The organism is Aliirhizobium sp. YIM B11859, assembly GCF_057163345.1.
Window position 1 is genome coordinate 417,824 of sequence record NZ_JBXHAY010000001.1, and the last position, 12,656, is coordinate 430,479.

Annotated in this window: 11 protein-coding genes; 9 read left to right on the plus strand and 2 right to left on the minus strand. The window is 59.6% G+C overall.

The window, feature by feature from the left end; all coding sequences use genetic code 11:
• Positions 1-114 precede the first annotated feature (114 nt).
• The gene (locus tag AC2GXZ_RS01870; protein WP_483757424.1) at positions 115-1,152 is read left to right on the plus strand and encodes a LacI family DNA-binding transcriptional regulator; all 1,038 of its coding nucleotides are present in this window, start codon (positions 115-117) and stop codon (positions 1,150-1,152) included.
• A 44-nt stretch (positions 1,153-1,196) separates the two neighbouring features.
• Complete coding sequence (locus AC2GXZ_RS01875; RefSeq protein WP_483757425.1) at positions 1,197-2,162, plus strand: 2-hydroxyacid dehydrogenase; 966 nt, start codon at positions 1,197-1,199, stop codon at positions 2,160-2,162.
• Positions 2,163-2,174: 12 nt separating this feature from the next.
• On the opposite strand, the gene AC2GXZ_RS01880 is transcribed toward AC2GXZ_RS01875, so the two are convergent.
• Positions 2,175-2,978, minus strand: coding sequence for a gamma-glutamyl-gamma-aminobutyrate hydrolase family protein (locus AC2GXZ_RS01880; protein WP_483757426.1), 804 nt, complete (start codon positions 2,976-2,978; stop codon positions 2,175-2,177).
• A 320-nt stretch (positions 2,979-3,298) separates the two neighbouring features.
• On the opposite strand from AC2GXZ_RS01880, the gene AC2GXZ_RS01885 reads away from it, so the two are divergent.
• Positions 3,299-4,405, plus strand: a complete 1,107-nt coding sequence (locus AC2GXZ_RS01885) for a TRAP transporter substrate-binding protein (protein WP_483757427.1) — start codon at positions 3,299-3,301, stop codon at positions 4,403-4,405.
• A 66-nt stretch (positions 4,406-4,471) separates the two neighbouring features.
• On the opposite strand, the gene AC2GXZ_RS01890 is transcribed toward AC2GXZ_RS01885, so the two are convergent.
• The gene (locus AC2GXZ_RS01890; protein ID WP_483757428.1) at positions 4,472-4,954 is read right to left on the minus strand and encodes a GNAT family N-acetyltransferase; all 483 of its coding nucleotides are present in this window, start codon (positions 4,952-4,954) and stop codon (positions 4,472-4,474) included.
• 330 nt (positions 4,955-5,284) lie between these two features.
• Between AC2GXZ_RS01890 and AC2GXZ_RS01895 the strand changes: the two genes are divergently transcribed.
• The 6 genes from AC2GXZ_RS01895 (at position 5,285) to AC2GXZ_RS01920 (ending at position 12,537) form a co-directional block, all read left to right on the plus strand.
• Complete coding sequence (locus AC2GXZ_RS01895; RefSeq protein ID WP_483757429.1) at positions 5,285-6,265, plus strand: HlyD family secretion protein; 981 nt, start codon at positions 5,285-5,287, stop codon at positions 6,263-6,265.
• A gap of 1 nt (position 6,266) precedes the next feature.
• Positions 6,267-7,469, plus strand: a complete 1,203-nt coding sequence (locus tag AC2GXZ_RS01900) for an ABC transporter permease (protein ID WP_483757430.1) — start codon at positions 6,267-6,269, stop codon at positions 7,467-7,469.
• The gene (locus AC2GXZ_RS01905; RefSeq protein ID WP_483757431.1) at positions 7,466-8,647 is read left to right on the plus strand and encodes an ABC transporter permease; all 1,182 of its coding nucleotides are present in this window, start codon (positions 7,466-7,468) and stop codon (positions 8,645-8,647) included. The genes AC2GXZ_RS01900 and AC2GXZ_RS01905 overlap by 4 nt, the downstream gene beginning before the upstream one ends.
• A 252-nt stretch (positions 8,648-8,899) precedes the next feature.
• A complete protein-coding gene (locus AC2GXZ_RS01910; RefSeq protein ID WP_483757432.1) occupies positions 8,900-11,224 on the plus strand; it encodes a putative bifunctional diguanylate cyclase/phosphodiesterase in 2,325 nt (774 codons plus the stop codon).
• Positions 11,225-11,386: 162 nt separating this feature from the next.
• Positions 11,387-12,145 (plus strand): N-acyl amino acid synthase FeeM domain-containing protein, encoded by a 759-nt coding sequence (locus AC2GXZ_RS01915; protein WP_483757433.1) that lies wholly within the window; start codon positions 11,387-11,389, stop codon positions 12,143-12,145.
• A gap of 167 nt (positions 12,146-12,312) precedes the next feature.
• Entirely contained in the window at positions 12,313-12,537 is a 225-nt protein-coding gene (locus AC2GXZ_RS01920; RefSeq protein ID WP_483757434.1) for an aa3-type cytochrome c oxidase subunit IV, read from the plus strand.
• The last annotated feature ends 119 nt before the right edge of the window (positions 12,538-12,656 follow it).

The following is a 12,656-nucleotide window of genomic DNA, read 5'->3' on the forward strand; positions in this document are numbered from 1 at the left end:
TTAACAAGCCGTCGCTTCGCCTATTGTCCGCGCCAATTAAATTGTTTATTTAAAATTTAATTCGGTGAGGTCGGGCGCAGAATTCCGACCCTTCAAGACAAAGACGGAGGGGATATGGCGCAGAAGGTCAAGCTCTCGACGATTGCGGACAGCCTGGGTCTTTCGACAGCGACGATCTCGCTGGCGCTTCGCGACAGCCCGCTCGTGGCGGCAGATACCCGCGACAAGATCAAGGAACAGGCGAGGGCGCTCGGCTACATCTACAATCGCCGCGCCGCCTCTCTCAGAACCTCCCGTTCCGGCATTATCGGGGTGGTCGTGCATGACGTGATGAACCCTTTCTATGGGGAAATCCTGAAGGCGATCGAGAGCGAGCTCGATCGCAGCAACCATACGTTCATTCTGTCCAATCATTACGACTCGGTCGAAAAGCAGCGAACCTTCATCGAAACGCTGTTGCAGCTCGGCGGAGACGGCGTGATCATGTCGCCGGCGATCGGCACGCCGGTCGAAGATATCAAGCTTGCCGAGCAGAACGGCATGCCCGCCATTCTTGTTGCCCGTACCATGGAAGGCGTCGATCTGCCGACCTATCGCGGCGACGACAGCTATGGCATTTCGCTTGCGACCAACCATCTGATCGGGCTTGGCCATCGTGTGATTGCGATGATCGGCGGCACCGACCAGACCTCGACCGGCCGTGACCGATACCAGGGCTATGTCGATGCGCTGCGCAAGGCCAATATCGAGGTCGATCCGAGCCTGCGCATCCCCGGTCCGCGTACCATGCAGGGTGGGTTCGAGGCGGCGGTCAATTTCCTGTCCCTGCCGCAGAAACCGACGGCCGCCGTCTGCTGGAACGATCTCGTTGCGATCGGCCTGATGAACGGCATTGCCCGCGCCGGACTGATCCCCGGCCAGGATATTTCCGTCACCGGCTATGACGATCTCGAGCAGGCCTCGATCTCGACACCATCGCTGACGACGGTGTCGAACCAGCAGGCCGATGTGGGGCGACTTGCCGCCCGCGCGCTTCTCGACCGTCTCGCCGGCAGCCATGAGCCGGACGGTCTGCATCTGATCAAGCCGGAAATGCGTATCCGCCAGTCCACCTCGCCCTACAAGCCCCTCAGGGATCTTGCCAAAGCCTAGTTCGTATCCATCCTATCCAGTTTTCAAGTCACAGGATTTCCCACATGACCCAGAATAAAGTCACCGTGCTCGTTCCCGGACGCATCCACCCGCGCGTCATGTCGCGATTGCAGGAGACATTCGATGTCGTGACCGTGGCAGAGCAGAAGGGTGAGCTGGCACTGGACGAGGTGACGCGCCAGAAGGTTCGTGGTGTGGCGCTGGCCGGCAAGCTTTCGACCGAGTGGGTTGAACAGTTGCCGCAGCTGGAAATCGTTGCGAATTTCGGCGTCGGCTACGACGGTGTGGACACCACCCAGGCAGCAAGCCGGGGCATTATCGTGACGCATACGCCGGACGTTCTGAACGACGAAGTGGCGGATACGGCGATCGGTCTGCTGCTCAACACCATTCGCCGCCTGCCGGTCGCTGAGGAATGGATGCGCAGCGGTCGCTGGGCTGCAGAAGGTCCGTTTGCGCTGTCGCCACTTTCGCTGAAGGGACGTAGCGTCGGCATTCTCGGTCTCGGCCGTATCGGCATCGAAATCGCCCAGCGGCTTGAGCCGTTCAAGGTCAAGATCGGCTACCATACCCGCAACCAGCGCAGCGACGTGTCCTATACCTATTTCACCTCGCTGAAGGCGATGGCCGAAGACGTCGATACGCTGATCTCGATCGTTCCGGGGACTGCCGCCACCCACAAGATCATCGATGCGGATATTCTGTCCGCTCTTGGGCCGAATGGCGTGTTCATCAATGTTGGGCGCGGAACCAGCGTCGACGAGGCGGCACTTGAAGCGGCGTTGCGCAACGGCACGATTGCCGCCGCCGGCCTCGACGTCTTCTATCAGGAACCGACCAAGGCGGAAGGGTTCCTCGATCTCGACAACCTCTCGATGCTGCCGCATGTCGCTTCGGCGTCGGTACCGACGCGCAACGCGATGGCCGATCTTGTGGTCGACAACCTGATTGGCTGGTTCGATGGAAAGAAAGTGCTGACCCCGGTGCCGGAAACGCCCGTCAAGGCCTGAGCCAAGGCGTAATCAGCGCCTCGGCGTCGCCATGCGGGCAAAGGCTGCCGCCGGTGCGGTGCCGCTTTTGTCCGCTGCATAGGCCCGAACCGCCTCGCCAAAGGCTTCGAACAGGGCGCGCGAGGGCGCGTCCGTCGTCGCCCAATATTCGGGATGCCATTGCACGCCGACGGCGAAACTTTTGGCGTCGATGACGGAGACGGCTTCGACGGTTCCGTCTTCGGCCTTTGCCTCCACCTGAAGGCGCGGAGCCGTCTGCGAGATCGCCTGGCGGTGCAGGGAGTTCACCTGTATTTCGCCCGAGGTGCCGAGGTAACGGGCAATGCAGGAGCCCTCTTCGACGATGACCGGCTGGCGGATGGCAAACTTGTCGTCGCGGTTCGATGCGTCTGGCGAACGGTGGTCCCACACGCCCGGCTGGTCCTGGATCTCGCTTGCAAGTGTGCCGCCGAGGGCGACGTTCAGTTCCTGGATACCGCGGCAGATCGCGAGCAACGGAATGCCGCGATCGATGGCGCGGCGGATCAGTGGCAGGGAGGTGGCATCGCGGGCGGGATCAAACGGACCGTCCGCATCGGTCGTTTCCTTGCCGTAGAGCGAGGGATGGACGTTGCTGATGGATCCGGAAATCAGCACGCCGTCGACACGATCGAGGAGGCTGTCGATATCGTTGCCGGTCTCGAAGGCCGGCACGACGACGCTCATCACGTCAGCAACCTTGAGTGCCGCCGAAATGTACTGGTCCGGTGCGGCATGCCAGATGGCACCCTCGATTTCGCGGATATCGGCGGGAACGGCGACGATGGATTTGGGCATGATTGCTTCCGGATCGGTGCGATAGGTATTGCTTATTCATTGGCGTGAGCGACGCCTGCAAGTCAAGCGGGGCTTGCTATCATAGGCCTGAGAATGCCGGCTGAAGACCAATCATCTCAGGTCGGAACCCCCGCCAATTCAAATCGCCTTCCGTGCAGACGAAAGTCTAATCCCTCGTGGTCGGTTCAAGCCCTGGTTTATATGCGGCTTCGCTTGCAAGCAAAAGGACGACATGGTTACCTCGCAATCGATATCCGGCGAATAGAGGATGAGCTGGAAGTCGATCATGCCGAAAGCCGATCATGATTGGGAGGATATTCATGGATCGTCGTCAGTTTTTCAAGAAGGCAGCCGCAACGGGAGCGGGAGCGCTTGCCGCTGGCACGCTTGCCGCCCCGGCAATCGCTCAGTCGAACCCGAAAATCGCCTGGCGTCTCACCTCGTCGTTCCCCAAATCGCTCGATACAATCTATGGCGGTGCAGATGACATCGCCAAACATGTCGCCGCGGCCACGGATGGCAATTTCTCCATCCAGCCATTTGCAGCCGGCGAGATCGTGCCGGGCCTGCAGGCGGCAGATGCCGTCAGCAACGGCACGGTCGAGATGTGCCACACCTGCTCCTATTATTTCGTCGGCAAGGATCCGACCTTCGCGATCGGGACGGCCATTCCGTTCGGGATGAATGCGCGGTTGACGAATTCCTGGTTCTACCAGGGCAACGGCAATACGCTGATGAACGAATTTTATGCCAAGCAGAACATCTATGGCCTGCCGGCCGGCAATACGGGTGCCCAGATGGGCGGCTGGTTCCGCAAGGAGATCAACACCGTCGACGACTTCAAAGGTGTGAAGATGCGTATCGCCGGCATTGCCGGAAAAGTGCTCGAAAAGCTCGGTGCCGTGCCGCAGCAGATTGCCGGCGGTGATATCTACCCCGCACTGGAAAAAGGCACGATCGACGCGGCAGAATGGGTCGGCCCTTATGACGATCACAAGCTGGGCTTCTTCAAGGTCGCCAAGTATTATTACTACCCCGCCTTCTGGGAGGGCGGCCCGACGATCCACGCCTTCGTCAATCTCGACAAGTGGAACAGCCTGCCGAAGAGCTATCAGGCGGCGCTGACCGATGCCTGCGCCTTCGCCAACACCAATATGATGGCCAAGTACGACCAGAAGAACCCGTTGGCGATCAAGCAGATCGTTGCCGAGGGGGCAACGCTCAGGCCATTCAGCCAGGATATCCTCGAGGCCTGCTACAATGCGGCGCTCGATGTCTACAAGGATATCTCGGCGACCAATCCCGGCTTCAAGAAGGTTTATGAGGACCAGGTGGCCTTCAAGAAGGAAGGTTATCTGTGGATGCAACTGTCGGAATACACGTTCGACACGTTCATGATGATCCAGCAGCGGAACGGCAAGATCTGACCTCCTGCCGTCAGTTTCCCTGGAGCGGCCCCGGACAGCAGTGTCCGGGGCCTTTGTGTTTCCCGATCAGACGGTCGGGGCAGGCTGCGCCAGCTTTTTGCTCATGTAGAGTGTGGTGCCGCCCATGAAGGGTTCGGAGGTCGTCACCACGTAGCCCGCCATCCTGTATATGACGACATTGGTCGCGAAGGCCTCGTTGGTCAGCAGCCGGATTTCGCTGCGACCAGCTTCTGCGGCGATGATTTCGGCAAGGGTGAGCATGGCCTTGCCATACCCCTTGCCCTGATCCTGCGGGCTGACCGCGATATTCTCGATCCATAGATGGTCGTCATGCAACATCGTCTCGATCAGACCGACCATACGACCGGAGACTTCTGCCAGGTCGAAGCGGTGTTGCTCCACGGCCCTGGCATAATCCGCCACCATCGGCAGGGGTTCGCGACCGACGACCGGCACCCATCGCTGGTAGGCCGCACGCACGAGATCGCGGATCATCGCGACGTCATCGGGGCCAGCAGGTCTGAATTGAACGATAGTCAGGTCGCTCATGGGTGTTCCTTTGCTTGAAAAACAAAAATCCCGCCAACCGGATGGTGGCGGGTGCTAAACAACGGTGCAGGTGGATGAGGCGCTATGCCTCGATTGATCCTCGCTTGCCTGCAGCCACGTCCATGCCCCGCACGGTGGTGCGGCGTCGACGTGGGAATATGAAGCAGGCAAGGTTCATAGGCTGACGCTATCATCCGGCCACGACATGTCAATCGATCGAGGCTGCAGAGAGTTCGGACGTCAGCCAAGTCCAGAAAAAATGCTTTGTCCTAGTTGCAAGACCGAAACCTGGGGTAGAAGAGTGTCCTACGGAAACAGGGGCTAAGCCGTATGACGAGAATTGTCAGGTCTGTCGTCGCAGTTGTTTGTCTTGTCGCTCTTGCCGTCGTTTTATGGTTTGCCACACGTCCCCCGCCACTCGTCATCCAGGGGGAGGTGTCCGCCGATCGGGTCGATATCAGTTCCCGCGTTGCCGGCCGTATCGCCAGGCTCGGCGCCGATGTCGGCGATATGGTCACAGCCGGTGCGGTGATTGCCGAACTGGAGAGCCCGCAACTTGTTGCCGGCCTGCATATGTCGGAAGCGGCACTTGCCGTGGCCGAAGCCGATCTGGCTCGGGTCAACAGCACCCGGCCGGAAACGATCGCAGCCCGCCGGGCGGAAGTCGCGGCAGCCGAGGCGGATGTGCAGCTGTCCCAGGAAAATTCAGGCCGGCTGGCACGGCTTCTGGCCTCGGGCTCTTCCACCCAGGCGCAGGTCGACGAAGCGAGCCGCAATCTGGAGGCGGCGCTACGTCAGCGGGAAGCCGCGCAGGCCAATCTCGATCTTGCGGTCGCCGGTGCCAGCAAGGAAGAAAAGGCGCTTGCCGCCGCTCAGGTGGAAAAGGCTCGAGCAGCACTCGGCCAGCAGCAGACGGATGTCAACGAACTCGTCATCCGCGCGCCGATCGCGGGGCAGGTGACGACGCGCGTGGCGGAACCCGGCGAAAATTTCAGCGCCGGTGCGCCGCTGTTTTCACTGATCGACATCAATCGTCCGTGGTTCACCTTCAATCTGCGCGAAGACCTTCTCAAGGGGCTTGCGATCGGCGGTACGTTCAAGGTGGATGTGCCGGCGATCGGTAAAAAGGCCATCGAGGTGAAGGTCACGATGATCAACGCCCAGGGGCAATATGCGACATGGCGGGCGACGCGCGCGACGGGCGATTTCGACCTGCGCACGTTCGAAGTACGGGCGCAGCCGGTGGCGCCGGTCGAGGGGATGAGGCCCGGCATGAGCGTGATCGCCGCATGGCCAGCCGCGGAGCGGTGAGATGCTGGGCAAGGGGAAGATAAAACCCGGCTTCCTGCTGGTTTTCCGCCGTGAAGTGGATCGCTATCTTCGCAGCCCCTTCCTGATCTTGCTGACGGTGGTCATGCCGCTCGTCATCACCGCGGTGCTTGCGTCGGTGTTCAGCGCCGGGCTTGCGACACGACTGCCGATAGCGGTTCTCGATCTCGATGGCAGCGATCTTTCCCGCACGGTCATCCGTACGGTCGATGCGACGCCCGATACGGCGGTCGCCTTCACCGTGTCCGACCTTGCCGAAGGGCGGCAGCTGATCATCGCCGGCAAGGTGCACGGGTTGCTGATGCTGCCGAAAAACCTTCAGCGGGATGCATTTGCCGGGCGCCGACCCGAAGTCGTATTCTTCTACAACACCCAGACGCTGACCTCCGGCAATCTGACACTGCGCGGGGTGTCCGCTGCGGTGCCGAGCGTGGCGGCCGGTATCCGTCTGTCACTGCGGACATCACGCGGCGAGCCGGTCGATATCGCTCGATCGGAATTGCAGCCGATCCCCGTCCAGGTCAATCCGCTGTTCAATCCAACGCTGAATTACGCGCATTTCCTGCTTGCGGCGCTGGTACCGGCGATCCTGCAGATCGTGATTGCCACGACGATGGCCTATTCGGTGGGATGCGATGCGGAAACGCCGTATCGGTTGCGTATCCTGAGACGGCTCGGCGGTGGGTTATGGCCAGCCGTCGCCGGCAAGATGTTGCCCTACACGTTGATCTTTCTTTGCGTGCTTGGCCTTGCGGATGTGGTTCTGTTCGGGTGGTTCGGTCTGCCACTGCGCGGGGAAAGGCTCATTCTTCTCGTCGGAGCGCTTCTCTTCATTCTGGCGGCACAGCTGATCGGCGTCGTGCTTGCGGTCATTCTGCCAACGATCACGGCCGTCAGCATCAGTACGCTCCTCACTGCGCCGGCCTTCGGTTTCATGGGGGTCGGTTTTCCCAGGCTCGGCATGAACGCCTTTTCCTATTACTGGGGCGGAGCGATGCCCGGCACCTGGTATCTGGTGCTGCGTGTCGACCAGACCGTGCGCGGCACGCCGCCGGACCTGTCGATGAAGCCGCTGCTCAGCCTATTTGCCATCGTGCTGGTACTGCTGCTGTTGTTGTTTTTCAGGCTGGAGATCCTTCGCCATAGGGGTGACGCGGCGTCTACCCTGAAGGAGGCCGTGGTATGAACGGGATGCTGGCAGTTTGCAGAATAGAACTTCGGCGGATATTCGCGTTGAAACCGGTCTTTGCCGTACTTGTCCTCGCCGTCTGCCTTTATGCCATCTACTACCCTCAACCATACCGGGCCGAGGCGCTACGCAATGTCCCGATCGCTCTTGTCGATCTCGATGGTACCGACAGCAGTCGCGAATTGGCGCGACGGCTGGATGCCTCCGCCGACGTGGCGATAGCCGCGTCGATGCCTGATATCACCAGTGCCGAGCGGGAAATCTACAGCCGCAGCCTCTATGGCATTTTGGTCATTCCGCGTGACTTCGAGCGTGACCTTTTGCATGGCCGCAGTTCGCCCGTCGCGCTTTATGCGGATGCGAGCTATTTCCTCATCTATCAACGCATTTCAGGTGCGGTGACGGCCGTGGCGCGAACCATGGGGGCCGAGATCGAGAGCGCGCGGCTGATTGCCATGGGCGTCGATCCTGTGCTGGCCGAGGCTGCACCCGATCCGCTGCCGCTCACCGCCGTCACGCTCTTCAATCCGCAGGGCGGTTATGCGACGTATATCGTGCCGGCGGCCTTGATGCTGATCCTGCAGCAGACGCTGCTGATGGGGGTGGCGCTGCTTGGCACATTTCCCAATCCGGCGGTTGAAAGCCAAGGCCAAGCTGACACGGGAGCCATCGCCCGGGTGTTCGGCAGGCTGTTGGCCTATGCAGTAGTCGAGGTCGTCCTCGTCGCCTTCTATCTGCTGGCCCTGCCTTATCTCTATGGCATACCGCGTCTCGGGACTGTTGCGAACATTTACCTCTTCGCCACGCCTTTCGTGATTGCGGTTGCTTCACTCGGCATGATCGTCGCGCGCCTTCTTCGCGATCCGCTCGCAGTTCAGCTCGTGCTGGCGACGGTCGGCCTGCCTTTTCTGTTCATTTCCGGCTTCGCCTGGCCGGCGGACGCAATTTCCGGCTGGCTGCGGTGGCCGGTCTGGTTTTACCAAGCACGTCCGCCATTCCCGGAATGGTCAATATCGCCCAGCTGGGAGCCTCTATCGCCGACGTGTCGGGACCGTTTGTCGTGCTCTGGGTCTTGGCTGCGGTCTATACTGGTCTTGCCATCCTGCTCGAACCTGTCGGTCGACGCGAGGCGGCTGCTGACAATCCGGTGGCCTGACTTGTCAATCGCTGGGTAAAGGGGAATTATCGGCGTTGCTGTCGTCTTACTGTCGTGAAATCGTACGCATCAGGAAAAAGCGGCGGAATATCCCGCGCAGATCCGACCCGGAGTGCGGTTGTCGATCGTACCGATTGCTTACATTTTCCTTTACGCTTCGTTGAACACGTTCGAACAAGCCCCCCCATGTTCGAAGGGGTTGATGCGAGAGACAATCAATTCTTAAAGGGTTTTGTCCACTGTCTCCCGAAAGCCAAGGGAATGAGACCCGATGAAGGATTTGGAAGCGAAGACGCTGCCGACAGAGTTGTATCTGCCGTTCGTCGAATCGCTGTTCAAAAATCGTGGAACATTGTGGACGGGTATGGTTGTCCATATCCTGTCCTGCACGATTATCTATGCCACAACGGGTTCCGAATTCTATATCCTGTCGATCGGGCTGTTCCTCACGATCTTCGCCTACCGCATCTACTGGTTCCGCCGGTTCGACTTTATCGATCGTTCCGGGCTGACCAAAAGTGCCATCGAGGCGTGGGAAAACCGTTATGTTCATGGCGCGGCCGCGACCGCGTTTCTCCTTGGCATAAACAGCGCCTATGCGGTTCTGGTCCTGCGCGACATGCTCGCCGCGTTCATGTGCATCGCCGTGACGATGGCTTCGATGGTGTCGATCGTTGGCAGAAACTATGGGTCCGCACGGGCTGTGGGCCTACAGACACTCGGATGCTGCCTGCCACTGGTGGTGGCATGCCTGCTGACCGGTGAACTTTATCTCGCGCTGATCTCGCTGTTTCTCATCCCGTTCGGGCTGACGACGCAGTCGATGGCGCGGGGCGTGCGGGTGTTTCTCTACGAAAACGTTCTCGCTTCACGCGAGATGGCGCGGATTGCTGCGCAGTTCGATATCGCGCTCAGCACGATGACGCATGCGTTGATCATGCTGGATGCCGATGGCCGGGTGCAGGTGATCAACCGGCGGGCCTGCGAATTGCTCGAGCTTCCCGCTCCGGTGGAGCTGAAGGGCGCAGCCTTCATAACTGTGTTGAGGCGCAGCGGCAAATCGCTGTCGGACGATCTCTTGAGAAAAATCGGGCGGTTGTCGGCGGGCAAGCCGGGCAAAACGCTTCTCTGCCTGAAAGAGACCGTCTATCTCGAGTTCTCGCTCAGCCACCGCACGGACGGTGGCGTCGTGATGCTTTTCGAAGACGTCAGCGCGCGCGTCGCGGCCGAGGAGAAGATCCTGCATCTGGTGCGCTACGATACGCTGACCGGACTGCCGACGCGTGGCTATTTCGCCGAGCTCGTGACACGTCACATCCGGGAGGCGGAAGACGACGACCTGCTTGCCGGTATGGTGATTTTCGACGTCGATGGGTTCAAGCACGTCAATGACATGCAAGGACATATCGCCGGCGACAAGCTTCTAACCGCGATTGCCGAGAAGCTGCGTCGCGCAGCCACCGAAAATGTCATTGTCGCGCGTCTCGTCGGGGACGAATTCGTCATTCTGGCTACCGGTCACGAGCGTCACGCGCTGGAGGAGCGCATTGCTGCCATCCAGGCCGAAGTTCAGGGCCTATACGAAGTTGACAGGATCGACCTTCCGGTCTTCCTCAACGGCGGCGGTGTTATCCTTGATGGACGCGAATTCGATATGGAGGCATGGCAGATCAAGGCTGACCTCGCGCTGAACGATGCGAAATCGGTCGGCAACGGCATGCTCACCATGTTCCGGCCGGAGATGGATGCGCGTTATGTTGCCGAGCAGAGGCTGAAGGCCGACCTGCGCAATGCCATCGAGCAGGGCGACCTCAACGTAGTCTACCAGCCGATGTATCGCCCGGACGGATCGGAGATGGAATGCTGCGAGGCGCTGGTGCGCTGGTCGCATCCCGAACGCGGCCCGATCGGTCCGAACATCTTCATTCCGATGGCCGAAAGCATGGGGATGATCTCGCAGATCACGCGTTTCGTGCTCGATCGCGCCTGCGAGGACTGCGCCTCCTGGCAGAACGAAATGTCGGTATCCGTCAATCTGTCGATCCATGACCTGAGGGGGGGGCAGATCGTTGCCCGGGTGGCCGAGACGCTTGCACGCCACAATCTGAGCCCGGCACGGCTGCATCTGGAAGTGACCGAAAGCTGCTTCATGGACGAGCCTGTGGTCGTCAGCGCGACGCTTTCGCAATTGCGGGCAAGCGGTGTGACGATTGCGATCGACGACTTCGGTACCGGTTTCTCAAGCCTGAGCTATCTCGATTCGCTGCCGATCGACGTGGTCAAGATCGACCGTGCGTTTGTCCGCGAGATCGGTACCGAACCGCGGCGCCTCAAGCTTTTGAGCGGCATCGTGCATCTGTCCCGCGAGCTGGATCTGAAGATCGTCATCGAGGGCGTCGAAACATTCGAGCAGCTCGAGCTGGTGAAGAAACACCGGTTCGCGGATCTGGTGCAGGGCTACATCTTCTCGCCGCCTATCCCTGCCAACGCCATTGTCGAACTGAGCCAGAAGACGGCCTCGGGGCGGCGCATGGCCAGCCGGCAAGGCCGTCGCGACAAGAGCACCGAACCGCGCGCCTTCGGCACTGCCGGCTGATCTATTTCCAATCGAATTTCTACCTAATGTAGAATGTTATGAAATTGCACAGTTAACGTGTTGTTAACCATAACTTTTAAAAGACTGTTAATCACAATCTGGATCATTGCGGTCACCCCTCATTTCAGGGTTAATCCTTCGTTAATAACGATGGATGACCAAATGTCAGTGGTTCAAAGTTTTTCAGACAAGGGTTTTTCGGAGAAGCTGCTCGCTGCACTCGATCATATCGAGTACCGCCGCATCGAGGGGCATGAGGACTTCGAGGATGTAGCAAGGTTGCGCTACAAGGCTTACAAGGCGCAGAACGTGCTTCCGGTCGGAGCGAGCAGCATGCTCGATACGATCGATTTCGATTCGCACGCCTATGTGTTCGGCATCTATTATTACGAAGAACTGATCTCGACGATCCGCGTGCACCACGTGGTTCCCGATCATCGTGTCAGCCAGTCGGTCGGCGTGTTTCCGGATGCGGTCAATGCGTTGCTGGACTCGGGCAAGTCGTTCATCGACCCAGCGCGGTTTGCCGTCGATCCGGACATTGTCGGCGAGTTGCCGACGATCCCCTATATCACGCTGAGGCCGACGATCATGGCGGCCATTCACTTCGATACCGATCTGGTGTTGCAGCATATCAGGCCGCCGCATGCCGCTTTCTACAGGCGGATTTTCCTCGCCGATACGATCGTGCCGCCAACCATCGCCAAAATGTACGGGTTCGAGCTGACGCTGCTTGCATCGCGCGTTCGCGAAGTGCGTCCGCAACTGATGCGCCGGTTTCCGTTGTTTCAGTCCGAGGCCTACGAGCGCCGGCTGATGTTTGCGGAACAAGCGGACATGCTGTCGCCGGCGCTGACCGTATTGCCGACGGCACGTATTGCCAGCCGGCCGGGGTCGCCGGAAATGGCATTTCTGCGCTGAGACGACGCGGCCTAGGCCGTATCGCGAAAGATCGGCCGTATCCGGCCGTTGCGCTCTTTGGTTGTTTGTGTAATTCCTGATATGCAATCGGCGGCCAGGCCGGTTGCGGGGAGGTTCGGGACCGGCTTTTTCGGGCGCCCGAAGGACGGAAATCAGGGAGAGGCTTGATGGACGATCATCACAATGGACCGGCTGAACTTGGTGCGCCGATGGATTATGCGGCACATGAAAGCACTTACGAATTTTTCCTGATTGCGGCCAAATGGGGTACGATGTCCATCATCGTGCTGCTTATCGCCATGGCTGCCGGCTTTTACGGTGGTCTCGGCCTGCTCGGCGGCCTCGTTCTCTTCATCATCCTCAATATCGCGGGTGTTTTCCTGCTGCGTTAGGAAACAGCCAAGCGATTTTTGTGATCCCGCGATCAGGCGCGTATCGCCACTGATCCTGCGATTGCTATACAAGATGAAATCGGCGTTCATTAAAATTGAACAATCCGTTTCGGCAAATC

Bases quoted from the DNA above. Each gene is read 5' to 3' on its own strand.
- AC2GXZ_RS01875 (WP_483757425.1), top strand. From the start codon at position 1,197: ATGACCCAGAATAAAGTCACCGTGCTCGTTCCCGGACGCATCCACCCG.
- AC2GXZ_RS01905 (WP_483757431.1), top strand. From the start codon at position 7,466: ATGAACGGGATGCTGGCAGTTTGCAGAATAGAACTTCGGCGGATATTC.
- AC2GXZ_RS01895 (WP_483757429.1), top strand. From the start codon at position 5,285: ATGACGAGAATTGTCAGGTCTGTCGTCGCAGTTGTTTGTCTTGTCGCT.
- AC2GXZ_RS01920 (WP_483757434.1), top strand. From the start codon at position 12,313: ATGGACGATCATCACAATGGACCGGCTGAACTTGGTGCGCCGATGGAT.
- AC2GXZ_RS01885 (WP_483757427.1), top strand. From the start codon at position 3,299: ATGGATCGTCGTCAGTTTTTCAAGAAGGCAGCCGCAACGGGAGCGGGA.
- AC2GXZ_RS01870 (WP_483757424.1), top strand. From the start codon at position 115: ATGGCGCAGAAGGTCAAGCTCTCGACGATTGCGGACAGCCTGGGTCTT.
- AC2GXZ_RS01915 (WP_483757433.1), top strand. From the start codon at position 11,387: ATGTCAGTGGTTCAAAGTTTTTCAGACAAGGGTTTTTCGGAGAAGCTG.
- AC2GXZ_RS01890 (WP_483757428.1), bottom strand. From the start codon at position 4,954: ATGAGCGACCTGACTATCGTTCAATTCAGACCTGCTGGCCCCGATGAC.
- AC2GXZ_RS01910 (WP_483757432.1), top strand. From the start codon at position 8,900: ATGAAGGATTTGGAAGCGAAGACGCTGCCGACAGAGTTGTATCTGCCG.
- AC2GXZ_RS01900 (WP_483757430.1), top strand. From the start codon at position 6,267: ATGCTGGGCAAGGGGAAGATAAAACCCGGCTTCCTGCTGGTTTTCCGC.
- AC2GXZ_RS01880 (WP_483757426.1), bottom strand. From the start codon at position 2,978: ATGCCCAAATCCATCGTCGCCGTTCCCGCCGATATCCGCGAAATCGAG.